Origin of the sequence: Pseudomonas syringae group sp. 26L6 (assembly GCF_032587815.1) — a bacterium.
Taxonomy (GTDB): domain Bacteria; phylum Pseudomonadota; class Gammaproteobacteria; order Pseudomonadales; family Pseudomonadaceae; genus Aquipseudomonas; species Aquipseudomonas amygdali.
This window is the reverse complement of record NZ_JAWHPJ010000020.1, coordinates 346114-364784: the sequence shown is the minus strand read 5'-3', so window position 1 is coordinate 364784 and position 18671 is coordinate 346114. Positions and strand designations below refer to the sequence as shown.

The window sequence follows — 18671 nt, the reverse complement described above, 5'->3', positions numbered from 1 at the left end:
GAATACGAGAGTCCTTGTTGGTGTTGATGGGGGTTAAGGCTAATCGAGGGCCTGAACACGCACTGGCGCGGTGCCGCTACGCAGCATACCCAGTTGTTCGGCTGCTTCGCGAGAGACATCGATCAAACGACCACGCGTGTGAGGGCCGCGATCATTGATGCGTACGACCACTGACCTGTCGTTGTCCAGGTTAGTGACCTTGACGCGCGTGCCGAATGGCAACTGCCTGTGTGCGGCAGTCAGGGCGTTCTGATTGAAGGGTTCGCCACTGGCTGTGCGATTGCCATGATGGCGGGCACCGTAATAAGCGGCTGTGCCGGTCTCGTCATAACCGTGAGGGTCGATGATGTGATTGGCGCAGCCTGCCAGTAACGTCAGCAGGCTGCAGGCAAAAATAAGGCGGCGCATGGGTTGGGTTCCTGAGTGCCGGAGTAGGTGTGGTTGACTCTCATGCCAATCCTCCATGCTGGCATGCATTTCCTGACGCTCCGCGTCGCAACTCGATGTCGCAGCGCGCACGCAACAGCGGACGCAGAGCGTCCAGAACTGCATTCCCACGCGGAGCGTGAGGAACGATAGGTGCGCGTGTTGCACCGCGTACCCAACAGTAGACGCAGAGCTTCCAGAACGGCGCCCCCACGCTGGAGCGTGAAGAACGATAGGTGCGCGTGTTGCACCGCGTACCCAACAGTGGACGCAAAGCTTCCAGAACGGTGCCCCCACGCTGGAGCGTGAAGAACGATAGGTGCGCGCGAGAACACCTATCGTGCCAATGCTCCGCGTTGGCATGCATTTCATGACGCTCCGCGTCATAACACGGTGCTTCACCGTGTACTCGGCATTGGAGCGATCAGCCCTCCAGCTTGGCCTTCAGCAACTCGTTGACCTGCTGCGGGTTGGCCTTGCCTTTGGAGGCTTTCATTGCCTGACCGACGAAGAAACCGAACATCTTGCCGCGCTTGGCTTCATCAGCGGCGCGATATTGTTCGACCTGCTCCGCGTTGGCAGCCAGCATCTCGTCGAGCATCGATTCGATGGCACCGCTGTCGGTTACCTGCTTCAGGCCGCGCTTGTCGATGACTTCATCGGCACTGCCTTCGCCATTGGCCATCGCCTCGAAAACCATTTTCGCGATCTTGCCGGAAATGGTGTTGTCGGTGATGCGCTTGAGCATGCCACCCAGTTGCTCGGCACTGACTGGCGACTGTTCGATTTCCAGGCCCTGTTTGTTCAGCAGGCTGCCCAGTTCGACCATGACCCAGTTGGCGGCCAGCTTGGCGTCACCGCTGATGCTGACCACCTGCTCGAAGTAGTCGGCCTGCTCGCGGCTGGAGGCCAGCACACTGGCATCGTAGGTCGACAGGCCGAACTGGCTCTGGAAACGTTCGCGCTTCTGCGGCGGCAGTTCCGGCAATGTGGCGCGGGTTTCTTCGAGGAACGAATCCTCGATGATCACCGGCAACAGGTCCGGGTCGGGGAAGTAACGGTAGTCGTTGGCTTCCTCCTTGCTGCGCATGGCGCGGGTTTCGTTGGTGTTCGGATCGTACAGGCGGGTCTGCTGGATAACCTTGCCGCCGTCTTCGATCAGATCGATCTGGCGCTGGATCTCGCTGTTGATCGCCTTCTCGATGAAGCGGAACGAGTTGACGTTCTTGATCTCGCAACGTGTGCCGAACTCGACCTGGCCCTTCGGGCGAATCGACACGTTGCAGTCGCAACGCAACGAGCCTTCGGCCATGTTGCCGTCACAGATGCCCAGATAACGGACGATCGCATGAATGGCTTTTACATAGGCCACGGCTTCCTTGGCACTGCGCATGTCCGGCTCGGAAACGATTTCCAGCAGCGGCGTGCCGGCACGGTTCAGGTCGATACCGGTCATGCCCTGGAAGTCTTCGTGCAGGCTTTTGCCTGCATCTTCCTCAAGATGCGCGCGGGTGATGCCGATGCGCTTGACTGTGCCGTCTTCCAGAGTGATGTCCAGGTGGCCCTTGCCGACAATCGGCAGCTCCATCTGGCTGATCTGGTAGCCCTTGGGCAGGTCGGGGTAGAAGTAGTTCTTGCGGGCAAACACGTTGTGCTGGCCGATTTCGGCATCCACCGCCAGGCCGAACTTGACGGCCATGCGCACGGCTTCCTTGTTCAGCACCGGCAGAACGCCGGGCATGCCCAGATCGACGAGGCTGGCCTGGGTGTTGGGCTCGGAGCCGAACGTGGTGGCGCTACCGGAAAAAATCTTTGATTGGGTCGAAAGCTGGGTATGAATCTCCAGCCCGATGACGACTTCCCATTGCATGTGTTTCTCCTCAGAAGCCTTCAGGTGCGCGAGTGTGCCAGTCGGTGACTTGCTGATACTGATGCGCCACATTCAAGAGACGGCCTTCCTGGAAATACGGAGCGAGCAACTGCACGCCGACCGGCAGGCCATCGACAAAGCCTGCGGGCATGGACAAGCCGGGCAGGCCCGCCAGGTTGGCGGTGATGGTGTAGAAGTCTTCCAGGTATTCGGCAATCGGATCGTTGGTCTTGGCGCCGATTTTCCAGGCCGGGTTGGGCGTGGTCGGGCCGAGGATTACGTCGACTTCGGCAAATGCACTCATGAAATCGTTCTTGATCAGGCGACGGATCTTCTGCGCTTGCAGGTAATAAGCGTCGTAGTAGCCCGCCGACAGCGCATAGGCGCCCACCATGATGCGGCGCTGGACTTCCGGGCCAAAGCCTTCAGCGCGGGAACGCTTGTACAGGTCGGTCAGGTCTTTCGGGTCTTCGCAGCGGTAGCCGAAACGCACGCCGTCGAAGCGCGACAGGTTGGACGAGGCCTCAGCCGGCGCGATGACGTAGTAGGCCGGGATTGCGTGTTGCAGGTTTGGCAGGCTGACTTCCTTGACGACCGCACCGAGTTTTTCCAGCTCCTTGACGCTTTCATGCACCAATTGCGCGATACGCGGGTCCAGGCCTGCGCTGAAATACTCTTTCGGTACGCCAATACGCAGCCCCTTGAGCGAGGTATTGAGGCTGGCGGAGTAGTCCGGAACCGGCTCGTCGATGCTGGTCGAGTCCTGCGGGTCGAAGCCGGCCATGCCTTGCAGCAGCAGTGCGCAATCTTCGGCGGTGCGCGCCATTGGCCCTGCCTGATCGAGGCTTGAAGCGTAGGCAATCATGCCCCAGCGCGACACACGACCATAGGTAGGCTTGAGGCCAGTGAGGTTGGTCAGTGCCGCAGGCTGGCGAATCGAGCCGCCGGTGTCGGTGCCGGTTGCGGCAGGCAGCAGGCGTGCAGCAACCGCCGCTGCCGAACCACCGGAAGAGCCTCCGGGCACGCATTGCAGATTCCACGGGTTTTTCACCGCGCCGTAATGGCTGGATTCGTTGGCCGAACCCATGGCGAATTCGTCCATGTTGGTCTTGCCCAGCGTTACCGTGCCTGCCGAAGCCAGTTTCGACACAACCGTGGCGTCATACGGCGCCTTGAAGTTGTCGAGCATCCGGGAGCCGCAACTGGTACGAATTCCCTGAGTGCAGAACAGGTCCTTGTGCGCCAGCGGGGCGCCGAGCAGCGGGCCGTTCTCACCGGCGGCGCGCCGAGCGTCTGCCGCCTGGGCCTGAGTGATGGCCAGGTCTTCGGTGAGGCTGATGAAGCTGTTGAGCTGCGGGTCGAGCGTCGCGATACGCGACAGCAGAACGCGGGTCAGCTCTTCAGAAGAAAACTTTTTTTCGGCGAGTCCGCGAGCGATCTCGGCCAGAGTCATTTGATGCATGCAGGCGCTTTCCCTTACTCGATGACTTTCGGAACCAGATAGAGGCCGTCTTGGACCGCTGGTGCGATGGCTTGGTAAGTGTCACGACGATTTCGCTCGGTGACGGCGTCTTCGCGCAGGCGCTGGGTGGCTTCCAGCGGGTGGGCCAGAGGTTCGATGCCAGTGGTGTCGACCGCTTGCATCTGATCGACCAGCCCAAGAATGCTGTTAAGTGCTTCGGTGGTACGCGGGATATCGGCGTCATTGAGACCCAGTCGGGCCAGATGAGCGATCTTTTCCACGTCGGAGCGTTCAAGCGCCATGGGGTATCTCCAGTGGAATGCTTATGGATTTGCTTTGTTGCCAATTGCGGAACACTATCGCGTTATTACTGTCTCAAGCCGCTAACGTCGAGGGTCATGTTCGGAAAACCGCCAATTTAGCATATTGGCTCCTTGCCCAAAATCCCTGTCGTTGTTAGAGTTTGCCGCACTTTTTTTACCACGCGTTCCCTAGGGTCCCTTTCCCATGTTCAAGAAACTGCGTGGCATGTTTTCCAGTGATCTATCCATCGACCTGGGCACTGCCAACACCCTTATCTACGTGCGTGAGCGCGGTATCGTTCTGAATGAACCCTCTGTCGTTGCCATTCGTACTCACGGCAACCAGAAGAGTGTCGTGGCCGTCGGTACCGAAGCCAAGCGCATGCTGGGCCGTACTCCAGGCAACATCGCAGCCATTCGTCCAATGAAAGACGGCGTTATCGCCGACTTCAGCGTCTGCGAAAAAATGTTGCAGTACTTCATCAACAAGGTCCACGAAAACAGCTTTCTGCAGCCCAGCCCTCGTGTGCTGATCTGCGTTCCGTGCAAATCCACCCAGGTTGAGCGTCGTGCCATTCGCGAATCTGCCCTGGGTGCAGGTGCACGCGAAGTATTCCTGATCGAAGAGCCAATGGCCGCTGCAATCGGTGCCGGTCTGCCGGTGGAAGAAGCTCGCGGTTCGATGGTTGTCGACATCGGCGGCGGCACCACCGAGATCGCGCTGATTTCCCTGAACGGTGTGGTGTATGCCGAGTCCGTACGTGTAGGCGGCGACCGTTTCGATGAAGCGATCATCACTTATGTGCGTCGTAACTACGGCAGCCTGATCGGCGAATCCACCGCCGAGCGCATCAAGCAGGAAATCGGTACGGCCTACCCGGGCGGTGAAGTGCGTGAAGTCGACGTTCGCGGCCGCAACCTGGCTGAAGGCGTGCCACGTGCGTTCACCCTGAACTCCAACGAAGTGCTTGAAGCGCTTCAGGAGTCATTGGCGACCATCGTTCAGGCGGTCAAGAGCGCTCTGGAGCAGTCGCCTCCGGAACTGGCCTCGGACATCGCCGAGCGTGGTCTGGTCCTGACCGGTGGCGGTGCATTGCTGCGTGATCTGGACAAATTGCTGGCTCAGGAAACAGGTCTGCCGGTGATCGTTGCCGAAGACCCGCTGACCTGCGTAGCCCGCGGCGGTGGCCGTGCGCTGGAAATGATGGATAAGCACACCATGGATCTGCTCTCCAGCGAGTAATTCGCCGGAGTGCCTTTCACGGAGTCTTTTGTATGCAGGTGGCGTATGTGCTACCTGTATGCATCGTGCTGACACCGAAACAGGGTGCCTATCTCTTTCATTTGTCCAGGCCGGTTACATACCGCATGAATAATTGCCAATCGAAGTTCGATCCAACGATCGCATGCCCCGGAGGAGCGGCCTATTAAACCGCTTTTCGCAAAAGGCCCTTCGCTGGGCGTACGTCTGCTGGTGCTGGCCGTTCTGTCGGTTGCGTTGATGGTTGTCGACGCCCGCTTTACGATCCTCAAGCCCGTGCGCAGCCAGATGTCGATGGTGCTCATGCAGTCCTACTGGATCGTTGATCTGCCACAACGTTTGTATCAAGGCGTTGCCAGTCAGTTCGGCAGCCGCACAGAGCTGATCGCCGAAAACGAAAAACTCAAGACCGAAGCGTTGCTCCTGCAAGGTCGCCTGCAAAAGCTGGCGGCACTGACCGAGCAGAATGTTCGTTTGCGTGAGTTGCTGAACTCTTCTGCGCTGGTCAACGAAAAGGTCGAGGTCGCCGAGTTGATCGGCATGGACCCGAACCCCTTCACCCATCGCATCATCATCAACAAGGGCGAGCGCGACGGCGTTGTGCTGGGCCAGCCGGTGCTCGATGCGCGTGGCCTGATGGGCCAGGTTGTCGAGCTGATGCCGTACACCTCGCGGGTCCTGCTGCTGACTGATACGACCCACAGCATTCCGGTGCAGGTGAATCGCAACGGCCTGCGTGCTATCGCCAGCGGCACCGGCAACCCTGAACGGCTTGAGCTTCGGCATGTGGCAGATACTGCCGACATCAAAGAGGGCGATCTGCTGGTCAGTTCCGGCCTGGGGCAGCGCTTCCCGGCTGGCTACCCGGTGGCTACGGTCAAGGAAGTGATTCACGACTCCGGCCAGCCGTTCGCAATCGTGCGTGCCGTGCCAACCGCCGCATTGAATCGCAGCCGTTATCTGCTGCTGGTGTTCTCGGACGGCCGTTCGCCGGAAGAGCGGGCTGCCGACGCGGCGCAAGCGCAGGAATCCATCGACAAGGGTATCGAGCCTTCAGTGATGGCGACCCTGCCGCCGCCGACACCTGCTTTCCCGATGTGGCCGCAAGCAACTGTTCCGGTATTCCCGGGCAGCACTGCAACGCACAAGCCTGCTGCGCAATCGACAACGCCTGCGCCGGCTGCAGCGCCTGTGACACCGGCAAGGCCTGCCGCCCGGCCTGCTGCTTCACAGCCGCCTGCTTCAAGACCTTCCACTGCTCGGGAGCCTATCGATGGTTAGTCATGTTTCCGGGCGCAATGGCTGGGTGGTCTGGCTGACGTTTGCGATCGGTCTGTTGCTGAGCGTTTCGCCGCTGCCGCAATTCATGGAAATTTTCCGGCCCTTGTGGCTGGCCCTGTTGCTGACCTTCTGGGTTCTGGCGCTGCCGCACAAATACGGTATGACCACTGCGTGGATACTGGGGCTGATGGAAGATGTGCTGTATGGCACATTGCTTGGCCAGAATGCGCTGATCCTCAGCCTGATCACGTTTCTGGTGATGTCCCTGCAGCAGCGTCTGCGTATGTTCCCCATGTGGCAGCAATGTCTGGTGCTGTTGGTCGTATTCGGTCTGGCGCAGCTTGCGCAGCTCTGGCTGAGTGCATTGACCGGCAACCGTCAGCCTACGCTGGCGCTGGTTCTACCCGCGCTGGTCAGTGCCCTGTTGTGGCCCTGGATCAGCTATGGCCTGCGTGGATTGCGCAAACGTTTGAAAATCAATTAAGCGCAAGGTGAGCGCGACGCCCCGCTGCGTCCCTGGCGCTCACCCGAACAGACACGGAGATGTCCTTATGCCCTCGCTTTATCTGGCTTCTGGCTCGCCGCGCCGCCGCGAACTTCTGACTCAGATCGGTGTGTCCTTTACCGTACTGAACGCTCAGATTGACGAAACTCCCTTCGACCACGAAACCCCGGCTGCCTATGTCGAGCGTCTTGCGCTCGGCAAGGCCCAGGCCGGGCTGTCTGTGCTGGCGGCCGAACAACAGGCCTGCGTGATGGGCGCTGACACGGCGGTGGTGCTTGATGGGCGCATTCTCGGCAAGCCGGCCGATGAGGCGGATGCTCTGGCCATGCTGACGGCCCTGTCCGGGCGCGAGCACGAAGTGATGACTGCCGTTGCGCTGAGTGATCGGCATCGCAGTGAAACCCGTATTGTGACCAGTCGCGTGCGCTTTCGCCCGATTCAACCCCACGAGGCCCAAGCCTACTGGGCCAGTGGCGAGCCTGCCGACAAGGCCGGAGGCTATGCCATTCAAGGGCTGGCGGCGATTTTCGTCGAGGGCCTGCAAGGCAGCTATTCTGGGGTGGTTGGTCTGCCTCTGTGTGAAACCGCAGAACTGCTTGGCCATTTCGGCATACCCTGCTGGCAATGCCTGGAAGGTGACGAGTCATGAGTGAAGAGATCCTGATCAACATCACCCCGATGGAATCACGGGTGGCAGTGGTAGAAAACGGTGTTCTGCAAGAGGTGCACGTCGAGCGTACCCAACGCCGCGGCATCGTCGGCAATATCTACAAAGGCAAGGTAGTGCGGGTGCTTCCCGGCATGCAGGCGGCGTTCATCGATATCGGTCTGGACCGCGCTGCATTCATTCATGCCTCGGAAATATCCATGCGTGAAGGGCCTGCCGTCGAGAGCATTGCGTCGCTGGTGCATGACGGCCAGAGCCTTGTGGTGCAAGTCACCAAGGACCCCATCGGCAGCAAAGGCGCGCGGCTGACTACCCAGCTCTCCATTCCGTCACGGTATCTGGTGTACATGCCGCGCACTGCGCATGTAGGCATTTCCCTGAAAATCGAGGACGAGGCAGAGCGTGAACGACTGAAAAAAGTTGTCAGCGATTGTGTCGCCCTGGAAGGTATCAAAGAGGCCGGAGGCTTTATTCTGCGTACCGCGGCCGAAGGTGCCGGTGCTGATGAAATCCTCATGGATATCCGCTATCTGCGCAGGCTCTGGGATCAGATCGGCGAGCAGATCAAGACCGTCAGCCCGCCTACGGTGATTTATGAGGACCTGGGCCTGGCCCTGCGTACCTTGCGTGACCTGGTGAGCCCGCGTATCGAAAAAATCCGCATCGACTCGCGGGAAACCTTTCAGAAGACCACCCAGTTCGTGGCTGAATTGATGCCGGAGATTGCCGACAGGCTGGAGCATTATCCGGGAGAACGGCCGATCTTCGACCTCTATGGGGTCGAGGATGAAATCCAGAAAGCTCTCGAACGCAAGGTGCCGCTCAAGTCCGGTGGTTATCTGGTGGTCGATCCGGCCGAGGCGATGAGCACCATCGACGTCAATACCGGCGCGTTTGTGGGGCATCGCAACCTTGAAGAAACCATCTTCAAGACCAACCTGGAAGCCGCGACAGCCATTGCCCGGCAGCTGCGCCTGCGCAATCTGGGCGGCATCATCATTATCGATTTCATCGACATGGAAGACGGTGAGCACCAGCGTCAGGTGTTACGCACGCTGGAGAAACAGCTGGAGCGCGATCACGCCAAAACCAATATCATCGGTATCACCGAGCTTGGCCTGGTGCAGATGACCCGCAAGCGCACCCGTGAAAGTCTTGAGCAAGTGCTCTGCGAGCCCTGCCATTGCTGCGCGGGTAGGGGCAAGCTGAAAACCCCCGAGACTATTTGCTATGAAATCTTTCGCGAGATCCTGCGAGAAGCCCGAGCCTATCAGGCGGTGGGTTATCGGGTTCTGGCCAATCAGCGCGTGGTCGATCGCTTGCTCGACGAGGAGTCGGGCAATGTGGCTGAACTGGAGAGCTTCATTGGCCGGACCATCCGTTTTCAGGTAGAAACCATGTACTCGCAGGAACAATACGACGTGGTGCTGCTCTGAGGGTGCTGATCGTTTGAAATATGATGACAAGTGCCCTTCGGGTTTCTGGCAGGTATGCCGTTTTATCGAGAATGATGCGTGGGAAATGAGCAAAACCTGTACCTGAACGCACCTGCACACCTGAGCCGGAATCGATTCGCCGATTCCGCTGCTTGTATCCCGCAGCGGAGGGCATCCTGAGATGGGTCGTCTTCCTCGCCTTGTTGCAACCCTGACCCGTTGGGGGCTGAGCCTGTGCGCACTGGTTTTGGTGCTCGCGGCGTTGTACGTAAGCCTCGGGCGTCAGCTCACGCCGCTGGTTGCCGAATACCGTGTGGATGTGGAAACCAGGGCCAGCAGCGCGCTTGGCATGCCGTTGAGCATTGGCAGTCTGGAAGGCAGCTGGAGCCGGTTTGCCCCGGTTTTTCTGGCTCACGACGTCATGGTCGGAGAGGGTTCCAGTGCTGTGCGTCTTGATCGTGTAAGGGTTGTTCCCGACCTCTGGGAAAGCCTGCTGGCGCGTCAAGTGCGCATCGCTCATCTCGAGGTGGACGGCCTGCAGTTCATGCTCAGGCAGGACAAGGAGGGCAACTGGTCGGTACAGGGCTTGCCAGTGCGCAACGACAGCCCGTTCGACCCCGGGCAAGTGCTTGAGCAAATGCAGATGGTCTCGCACTTGTCGCTGCTCGACAGCCAGGTCACTGTGCAACCGTTTGACGCCGCGCCGCTGACCCTGACCTATGTAAACCTCAGTCTGGCCACAGGCATTTATCACCAGCGCCTTGATGCACGCCTGACGCTGCCGGATGGTCAGCCGTTTGCCCTGAATGTGCGTTCACGTATCCAGGCCAGTCAGTGGAAGGACGGCGAGGCAGATGTCTACGCCAGCCTGCCGCAAAGCGACTGGGCCAAGTGGTTGCCAAAAAGCCTCACGCGGGAATGGACACTGTCGAAGCTGCAGGCCGGTGGCGAGCTGTGGATGAGCTGGGGCAAGGGCACTGTGCAAAGCGCGACTGCGCGGCTTAATGCGCCGCATGTCAAAGGCGTTTATGCCGGTCGCAAACCCTCGACTGTCGACAATCTCGCGCTCAACGCCTGGTTTGCGCGCACTGACACAGGTTTCGACCTGAACCTCGATTCACTGGCGATGAGCCTGGGCGAAAAGCGCTGGGAAAGCCGCCTGCAACTCACACAAACCGCTGCGACGCCCGACAGCGAAGAACTCTGGCATGTGCAGGCCGATCGCCTGGACCTGACGCCGCTCACGCCGCTTATTGATTCCCTCGCACCGTTGCCGGAGAAAGCCATGGCAGTGGTCGACGGTCTCAAGGTGACAGGCGGGCTGCGTAACGTGTTGCTGGATTACCGTCCACAGGCAACCGGCGACAAGCGCCTGAGCTTTGCCGCCAATCTGGACAAGGTGGGGTTCAACGCCTATCACGGTGCCCCGGCGGCCGGAAATGTCACCGGTGCCATCAGCGGCGATCTGGGCCAGGGCGAACTGCGGCTCGACACCAATGACTTTATGCTTCATCTGGACCCTATCTTCGCCAAGCCCTGGCGCTACCAGAAGGCCAATGCCCGTCTGACCTGGAAGCTCGATGATCAGGCATTTACCCTGATCGCGCCGTATATCAAGGTGCTCGGTGACGAAGGCAAGATCGCGGCAGACTTTCTGATCAGGATTCATCTCAGCCATGAGCAGGAAGACTACATGGACCTGCGGGTCGGCATGGTCGACGGCGATGGCCGTTACACCAGCAAGTATCTGCCTACAGCCCTCAGTCCCGAGCTTGATCACTGGCTGCGCACCGCCGTGGTGAGTGGTGCGGTCAAGCAGGGTTTCTTTCAGTATCAAGGGTCGCTGAACAAGAGTTCGCCCGACACCGCACGCGTCATCAGCCTGTTTTTCGATGTCAGCAACGCAACGCTGGCGTTCCAGCCGGGCTGGCCTTCGTTGACCGGAGTCGACGGCAAGGTTTACGTCGAAAACAGCGGCGTGCGAGTCAAGGCAAGCAAAGGGCAGTTGCTCGATACCAAAGTAAGCAACGTGCTGGTCAATATTCCCCACGTCCCGGCAGGTCAGGACAGCCACCTGCTGGTCGATGGCAGTTTCTCCGGCAATCTGATCGATGGCCTGAAGATTCTCCAGCAAGCGCCCATCGGCACGGCCAGCACGTTTGCCGGCTGGACCGGGGAAGGTCCGCTGGATGGCAAGCTGAAGCTGGATATTCCGCTGGCCAAGGGCGTCGAGCCAAAGGTTGTGGTGGATTTCAGTACCGACAATGCGCGGCTGAAGCTGGTCGACCCGGTTCTGGAATTGACTCGCCTCAAGGGCGATTTCCGCTTTGACAGCGCTAAAGGGCTGAGCGGCAAGGGCATCAAGGCGCAAGCATTTGATCGTCCCGTGACCGCAGAAATCGCTGCCGAAGGCAAGCCAGGCGACAACGTGACACGCATTGTGGCAAACGGGCAGATCACCGTGAAGCGGCTGACCGACTGGCTGAGCGTTACCCAGCCACTGCCGGTGTCGGGTGACTTACCGTATCAGCTGCAATTGACTCTGGACAGCAAGGACTGCCCACTGGTGATCAACTCCACGCTCAAGGGCGTGGCAATCGATCTGCCTGCACCGTTTGGCAAGATTGCCGAGGAGGAGCGTCCCAGCGAGTTCCGCATGACCCTGCAAGGCACGGAGCGCAGGCTTGGCGCGGCGTATAACGATCAGGCCAACTTTGCTTTTGCCGCACCGAATGGCAAGTTTGCCGACGGTCGCGGCGAGCTATATCTGGGGCGCGGCGGGGCGATAGTGCCGGACGCCAAAGGGCTGCGGATTCGTGGCGAATTGTCTGAGCTGGACGTAGCGCCCTGGCAGGAGCTGGCTGGACGATATACCGGCAATGATCCGGGCGGCAGCGCAAAACAACTGCTCAACAGCGTCGACCTGCAGATCGGCAAGCTGACGGCGATGGGCACCACGCTGGATAACGTACGTGTTCAATTGCAGCGCAATGCTGCGGCTTGGGCCTTGTCGCTGGACAGCGCGCTGGCCAAGGGCACTGCCGTGCTGCCCGACGCGAAGTCCGCGCCGATCGGTATCAACATGCTCTACGTGCGACTGCCTGCCTCTGATCCGAATGCGGCGGTCGTCGAGAACGCGCCTGACCCTCTGGCGGATATCGACCCGCACAATATTCCTGCGCTGGACGTGAAGATTGCCCAGCTGTTTCAGGGCGACCAGTTACTGGGTGCCTGGTCGCTGAAAACCCGCCCGACGGCGACCGGTATGCGCATGTCCGACCTGAGTCTGGGGCTCAAAGGTATTTTGCTCGAGGGCGATGGTGCCTGGGAGGGCACTCCGGGCTCCAGCAGCAGCTCGTTCAAGGGGCGTGTGGCAGGCAAGAATCTGGCCGACGTGCTCAAGGCCTGGAACTTCGCGCCGACGGTCACCAGTGAAAGTTTCGAAATGAATGTCGACGGACGCTGGCCGGGTTCGCCTGCCTGGGTGGGCCTCAAGCGCTATTCCGGCAGCCTGGATGCGACGTTGAACAGAGGCCAGTTTGTCGAGGTAGAAGGCGGTGCTCAGGCGCTGCGGGTGTTTGGATTGTTGAATTTCAACTCCATCGGCCGTCGCTTGCGCCTGGACTTCTCCGACCTGCTGGGCAAAGGGCTCAGTTACGACCGGGTCAAAGGGCTGCTGGTCGCCAGTGACGGTGTTTATGTGACGCGCAACCCGATTACCCTGACCGGGCCGTCGAGTAATCTTGAGCTCAACGGTACGCTGGACATGGTCCGCGACCGCGTTGATGCGAAGCTGCTGGTGACCTTGCCGGTGACCAACAACCTGCCGATCGCGGCACTGATTGTCGGTGCGCCCGCCATTGGCGGCGCGCTGTTCCTGGTCGACAAGCTGCTGGGCGACAGGGTTGCCCGCTTCGCCAGCGTGCAATACAAGGTCGAAGGGCCCTGGAAAGAGCCGAAGATCACGTTCGACAAGCCATTTGAAAAGCCCCAATAGCGCCGCATGGAGTACAGTGGTGGCCAGGTCATCAAGGAGCGGGTCGCCATGTCCTTTGCTGTGATTCAGATGGTCAGCCAAAGCGATGTCCAGGCTAATCTGGTCAGCGCTCGCCGCTTGCTGGAGCAGGCAGCCGAAGGTGGCGCGCGGCTCGCGGTGCTGCCCGAAAACTTTGTTGCCATGGGGCGGCGTGACGTGGCCGACATCGGTCGTGCCGAAGCTCATGGGCATGGGCCGATCCTGCCATGGTTGAAACTGGCCGCTCGCGACCTCAAGTTATGGATTGTTGCCGGAACCTTGCCACTGCCGCCGGATGAGCGACCCGATGGCAAGGTGACGGCGTGTTCGTTGCTGATCGATGAACACGGTGAGCAGGTGGCCCGGTATGACAAGCTGCATCTGTTTGATGTGGATGTTGCTGACAATCGGGGCCGCTACCGTGAATCCGATGACTATGCTCACGGAAACAATGTGGTGGTGGCCGATACACCTGTAGGGCGCGTGGGGCTGACAGTCTGTTATGACTTGCGCTTCCCCGAGCTGTACACCGCGCTGCGGGAGGCCGGTGCTGAACTGATTACCGCGCCGTCAGCTTTTACTGCGGTAACGGGTGCTGCGCACTGGGACATTCTGATCCGGGCGCGCGCCATCGAAACCCAGTGTTACGTGCTGGCGGCGGCACAGGGCGGGGTCCATTCGGGGCCTCGCGAGACCTACGGGCACGCGGCCATCGTTGATCCATGGGGCCGCGTACTGGCCGAGCAGGCACAGGGTGAAGCCGTGCTGCTGGCCAAGCGCGACAGTGAAGAACAGGCGTCCATACGGGCGCGGATGCCGGTGTCCAGTCACCGGCGCTTTTTTTCGCAGGACGCCATGCGGCCTGCTTCGGAGTGAATATGAGTGATCTGTCCTCAGTCAGCGAACATCTTCTGGCCCCTGGTGGCCTGAGCCTCGACAGCCTTCAATCGGTGCTCGGAGAGCTTGCCGGGCCGGGTATCGACGCGGCTGATCTGTATTTTCAGGGCATGATCTCCGAGTCCTGGTCGCTCGAAGACGGCATCGTCAAGGAAGGCAGTTTCAATCTCGATCAAGGCGTGGGCGTGCGCGCTCAATCGGGCGAAAAGACTGGTTTCGCTTACAGCAACGCTATCACTGAGGACGCACTGCGCACCGCTGCCCGTGCTGCCCGTTCCATCTCCCGCGCTGGGCAGAATGGCCGGGTGCAGGCTTTTACCTCGCAGGATGTGGCCCAGTTGTACGCCCCGGATAATCCTCTGGAAGTGCTGAGCCGCGCCGAGAAGGTCGAACTGCTCAAACGCATTGACGTCGCGACGCGCGCGCTGGACTCGCGTATCCAGCAGGTGTCGGTGAGCATGGCCGGTGTCTGGGAGCGCATTCTGGTGGCCGCAGCCGATGGCAGCCTGGCCGCCGATGTGCGCCCGCTGGTGCGGTTTAACGTCAGTGTCATCGTCGAGCAGAACGGCCGCCGCGAGCGGGGCGGGCATGGCGGTGGCGGGCGTACGGACTACCGTTATTTCCTGACCGATGATCGTGCCATGGGCTACGCGCGTGAAGCGCTGCGTCAGGCGCTGGTCAATCTGGAAGCGATTCCTGCTCCGGCAGGCACATTGCCGGTGGTGCTGGGTTCCGGCTGGTCAGGCGTGCTGCTGCACGAGGCGGTTGGTCACGGCCTTGAAGGTGACTTCAATCGCAAGGGCAGTTCGGCTTACAGCGGGCGCATGGGCGAGATGGTTGCATCGAAACTTTGCACGATTGTTGACGACGGTACCCTTGCAGGGCGTCGCGGCTCGCTGAGTGTCGATGACGAAGGCACACCGACCGAGTGCACCACACTGATTGAGAACGGCGTGCTCAAGGGCTACATGCAGGACAAGCTCAATGCTCGCTTGATGGGTGTCGCACGCACTGGTAACGGTCGTCGAGAGTCCTACGCTCACCTGCCGATGCCACGTATGACCAATACCTACATGCTGGGCGGGCAGAGCGACCCGCAGGAAATCATCGCCTCGGTGAAGCGCGGTATTTACTGCGCCAATCTGGGTGGCGGTCAGGTGGATATCACCAGCGGCAAATTCGTGTTTTCGACCAGCGAGGCTTATTTGATCGAGGACGGCAAAATCACTGCGCCGGTCAAGGGTGCGACCTTGATCGGTAACGGGCCGGAAGCCATGAGCAGGGTATCGATGGTGGGCAACGACCTGTCGCTCGACAGCGGCGTGGGGACGTGCGGGAAGGACGGCCAGTCTCTGCCGGTCGGTGTGGGTCAGCCCACGCTGAAAATCGATGCGATCACGGTAGGTGGTACGGGTAGCTGAAGGTGAGTCGGGGCTGGCCGCTTGCTGCTGCCGGCCCCGCGGTTGAAATCAACGCAGACCGCGTTGAAGTTCGTCCAGCTCACGGATGTATTTGAAGATTTTGCGGCTGGTGGCCGGCGGTTTGTTACGTGCAACTTCGTGTTGCGCCTGACGAATCAGCGAGCGCAGCTGCTGACGGTCGGCATCGGGGTATTCGACAACGAATTTCTCGAGGTCGGCGTCATCACCCGCGATCAGGCGATCACGCCAGCGCTCCAAATTGTGAAAACGTTCGTTGTATTGGCGAGTGGAGGCATCGAGTTGGTCCAGCAACACCAGAATGGCTTCCTGGTCCTGATCGCGCATCAGCTTGCCAATGAACAGAATATGCCGCTTTCGCGCGATGTTCGCCGTGTGCTTGGGCGCTTCGGCCAGGGCCTTGCGCAAAGCGTCGGTCAGCGGCAGCTTGGCCAGCACATCGGCTTTGAGTGTTGTCAGTCGCTCGCCGAGGTCGACCAGAGCATGCAGCTCTCGTTTGACCTGGGTTTTGCTTTTCTCCCCGTCGAGGGAGTCGTCGTAAGAATCAACCATGGGGGCAGTCCGCAAAGAAACGCCGCCATGATAACCAGTCGTGGGCCGCTTGTCCGGCCCGGTCGGTATTCGGCCTGTGCTGAAAGAAGAATTTGATGGAGAAAGTCATGAGTGCAACCCAAAGCGTCGGTCCGCAAGCCTTGCCCGAACTGCAGGAACAGGTCGAGCAGATTATCGCCGAAGCCCGGCGTCAGGGCGCCAGCGCCTGCGAAGTCGCAGTGTCGGTGGATCAGGGGCTGTCGACATCGGTCCGTCAGCGTGAAGTTGAAACCGTAGAGTTCAACCGCGACCAGGGTTTCGGTATCACCCTGTATGTCGGGCAGCGTAAAGGCTCTGCCAGCACCTCGGCCACGGGGGCCGATGCCATTCGTGAAACCGTCGCCGCTGCATTGGCGATTGCCGAGCACACCTCCGAAGACGAAAGCTCCGGGCTGGCTGATGCTGCGCTGATGGCCAAAGAGGTCATGGATTTCGATCTTTATCATACCTGGGATATAACGCCCGAGCAGGCCATCGAGAAAGCGCTGACCTGCGAAGCCGCGGCCTTCGACGCCGACAGCCGGATCAAGAACGCCGATGGCACCACGCTCAATACCCATCAGGGCTGCCGTGTGTATGGCAACAGTAATGGCTTCGTCGGTGGTTATGCATCAACGCGGCACAGCCTCAGTTGCGTGATGATCGCCGAGGGCGAAGGCCAGATGCAGCGTGATTACTGGTACGACGTCAATCGCCAGGGTGAGTTGCTGGCCGATGCCCAGAGCATTGGTCGCAAGGCTGCGTTGCGTGCGGCGAGCCGTCTGGGTGCGCGTCCTGTGCCGACCTGTGAAGTGCCGGTGCTGTTTGCCGCAGAACTGGCAGGTGGCCTGTTCGGCAGCTTTCTCGGTGCCATTTCCGGTGGCAACCTGTACCGTAAATCGTCATTTCTGGAGGGTGCCCTGGGTCAGCGGCTGTTCCCGGAGTGGATGACCATTGATGAGCGTCCGCACTTGAAGCACGCAATGGGCAGTTCGGCGTTCGACAGCGACGGTCTGGCGACGTTTGCCAAACCGTTCGTGGAAGGCGGCGATCTGGTTTCCTATGTGCTGAGTACTTATTCCGGCCGCAAGCTGGGCATGCCGAGCACTGCCAATGCGGGCGGGGTGCATAACCTGTTCGTCACCCATGGTTCGGAAGATCAGGCCGCGCTGATTCGACGTATGGGCCGTGGCTTGCTGGTAACCGAATTGATGGGCAGCGGCCTGAACATGGTTACCGGTGACTATTCGCGGGGCGCAGCAGGTTTCTGGGTCGAGAACGGGGAAATACAATTTCCGGTTCAGGAAGTGACGATTGCCGGCAACATGCGTGACATGTTCAAGCAGATCGTCGCCGTTGGCAGCGATCTTGAACTGCGCAGCAACATCCGCACAGGCTCGGTGCTGATCGAGCGTATGACCGTAGCGGGTAGCTGAGCCTAGCGACGCTTCGCTGGTCCGCGATATCCAGGTTTTGTAGGAGCGGACTCGTCCGCTAACTGCCGGGAACCGGCAGCAAAACCAAGCGCCTCGGTGCACCAGATACAGCCAAGGTGGCCTGTTTTAGGGCCGCTTTGCAGCCCATCGCGGACAAGTCCGCTCCCACGCCCTCCGGGCCGAAGCAGCCCTACGCTGGTCCGCGATATCCAGGTTTTGTAGGAGCGGACTCGTCCGCGAACTGTCGGGAACCGGCAGCAAAACCAAGCGCCTCGGTGCACCAGATACAGCCAAGGTGGCCTGTTTTAGGGCCGCTTTGCAGCCCATCGCGGACAAGTCCGCTCCCACGCCCTCCGGGCCGAAGCAGCCCTACGCTGGTCCGCGATATCCAGGTTTTGTAGGAGCGGACTCGTCCGCGAACTGCCGGGAACCGGCAGCAAAACCAAGCGCCTCGGTGCACCAGATACAGCCAAGGTGGCCTGTTTTAAGTCCGCTTTGCAGCCCATCGCGGACAAGTCCGCTCCCACGCCCTCCGGGCCGAAGCAGCCCTACGCTTGTTCGCGATATCCAGGTTTGTAGGAGCGGACTCGTCCGCTCCCACGCCCTTCGGGCCGAAGCAGCCCTACGCTTGTCCGCGATATCCAGGTTTTGTAGGAGCGGACTCGTCCGCGAACTGCCGGGAACCGGCAGCAAAACCAAGCGCCTCGGTGCACCAGATACAGCCAAGGTGGCCTGTTTTAGGGCCGCTTTGCATCCCATCGCGGACAAGTCCGCTCCCACGCCCTCCGGGCCGAAGCAGCCCTACGCTGGTCCGCGATATCCAGGTTTTGTAGGAGCGGACTCGTCCGCGAACTGCCGGGAACCGGCAGCAAAACCAAGCGCCTCGGTGCACCAGATACAGCCAAGGTGGCCTGTTTTAGGGCCGCTTTGCATCCCATCGCGGACAAGTCCGCTCCCACGCCCTCCGGGCCGAAGCAGCCCTACGCTGGTCCGCGATATCCAGGTTTTGTAGGAGCGGACTCGTCCGCGAACTGCCGGGAACCGGCAACAAAGCGGGCATCTCAGCACCTGTGTATGACGCACTCGCTCAAGATCGCCCTTGTA

At 60.2% G+C, this 18671-nt stretch carries 14 protein-coding genes; 9 read left to right on the top strand and 5 right to left on the bottom strand.

All coding sequences use genetic code 11. The features are described from left to right. Positions 1-39 precede the first annotated feature (39 nt). The 4 genes from RYA97_RS12610 to gatC form a co-directional block, all read right to left on the bottom strand. Positions 40-408 (bottom strand): septal ring lytic transglycosylase RlpA family protein, encoded by a 369-nt coding sequence (locus tag RYA97_RS12610; protein WP_002555111.1) that lies wholly within the window; start codon positions 406-408, stop codon positions 40-42. A 442-nt stretch (positions 409-850) separates the two neighbouring features. Further along, the gene (gene gatB / locus RYA97_RS12605) at positions 851-2296 is read right to left on the bottom strand and encodes an Asp-tRNA(Asn)/Glu-tRNA(Gln) amidotransferase subunit GatB (RefSeq protein WP_002555110.1); all 1446 of its coding nucleotides are present in this window, start codon (positions 2294-2296) and stop codon (positions 851-853) included. Positions 2297-2306: 10 nt separating this feature from the next. Continuing rightward, positions 2307-3758 carry an Asp-tRNA(Asn)/Glu-tRNA(Gln) amidotransferase subunit GatA gene (gatA, locus tag RYA97_RS12600; protein ID WP_004666201.1) on the bottom strand — a complete coding sequence of 484 codons (1452 nt, stop codon included), beginning with the start codon at positions 3756-3758 and terminating at the stop codon, positions 2307-2309. A gap of 14 nt (positions 3759-3772) precedes the next feature. Beyond that, entirely contained in the window at positions 3773-4060 is a 288-nt protein-coding gene (gene gatC, locus RYA97_RS12595; RefSeq protein WP_002555109.1) for an Asp-tRNA(Asn)/Glu-tRNA(Gln) amidotransferase subunit GatC, read from the bottom strand. Between the two features lie 205 nt (positions 4061-4265). On the opposite strand from gatC, the gene mreB reads away from it, so the two are divergent. From mreB to tldD, 8 genes are all read left to right on the top strand, one after another. Next, positions 4266-5303 (top strand): rod shape-determining protein MreB, encoded by a 1038-nt coding sequence (gene mreB / locus RYA97_RS12590; RefSeq protein ID WP_002555108.1) that lies wholly within the window; start codon positions 4266-4268, stop codon positions 5301-5303. 231 nt (positions 5304-5534) lie between these two features. Then, complete coding sequence (mreC, locus tag RYA97_RS12585) at positions 5535-6602, top strand: rod shape-determining protein MreC (protein ID WP_002555107.1); 1068 nt, start codon at positions 5535-5537, stop codon at positions 6600-6602. After that, entirely contained in the window at positions 6595-7086 is a 492-nt protein-coding gene (gene mreD / locus RYA97_RS12580) for a rod shape-determining protein MreD (RefSeq protein WP_003364106.1), read from the top strand. Before mreC ends, mreD begins: the two co-directional genes overlap by 8 nt. Positions 7087-7153: 67 nt before the next feature. Continuing rightward, positions 7154-7756 carry a Maf family protein gene (locus RYA97_RS12575; RefSeq protein ID WP_002555105.1) on the top strand — a complete coding sequence of 201 codons (603 nt, stop codon included), beginning with the start codon at positions 7154-7156 and terminating at the stop codon, positions 7754-7756. Then, the gene (gene rng / locus RYA97_RS12570) at positions 7753-9210 is read left to right on the top strand and encodes a ribonuclease G (protein ID WP_004666200.1); all 1458 of its coding nucleotides are present in this window, start codon (positions 7753-7755) and stop codon (positions 9208-9210) included. Before RYA97_RS12575 ends, rng begins: the two co-directional genes overlap by 4 nt. A 181-nt stretch (positions 9211-9391) precedes the next feature. Further along, entirely contained in the window at positions 9392-13207 is a 3816-nt protein-coding gene (locus tag RYA97_RS12565) for a YhdP family protein (protein WP_117140060.1), read from the top strand. 48 nt (positions 13208-13255) lie between these two features. Beyond that, complete coding sequence (locus RYA97_RS12560; RefSeq protein WP_117140061.1) at positions 13256-14101, top strand: carbon-nitrogen hydrolase family protein; 846 nt, start codon at positions 13256-13258, stop codon at positions 14099-14101. A 2-nt stretch (positions 14102-14103) separates the two neighbouring features. Then, the gene (gene tldD, locus RYA97_RS12555) at positions 14104-15543 is read left to right on the top strand and encodes a metalloprotease TldD (protein WP_002555101.1); all 1440 of its coding nucleotides are present in this window, start codon (positions 14104-14106) and stop codon (positions 15541-15543) included. A gap of 48 nt (positions 15544-15591) precedes the next feature. Here the strand turns inward: tldD and yjgA are convergent, their stop codons facing one another. Beyond that, on the bottom strand, positions 15592-16113 hold the full coding sequence (gene yjgA, locus RYA97_RS12550; RefSeq protein WP_003364101.1) for a ribosome biogenesis factor YjgA: 522 nt from the start codon (positions 16111-16113) through the stop codon (positions 15592-15594). 107 nt (positions 16114-16220) lie between these two features. On the opposite strand from yjgA, the gene pmbA reads away from it, so the two are divergent. Continuing rightward, positions 16221-17567, top strand: a complete 1347-nt coding sequence (pmbA, locus tag RYA97_RS12545) for a metalloprotease PmbA (protein ID WP_005744984.1) — start codon at positions 16221-16223, stop codon at positions 17565-17567. Positions 17568-18671 lie beyond the last annotated feature (1104 nt).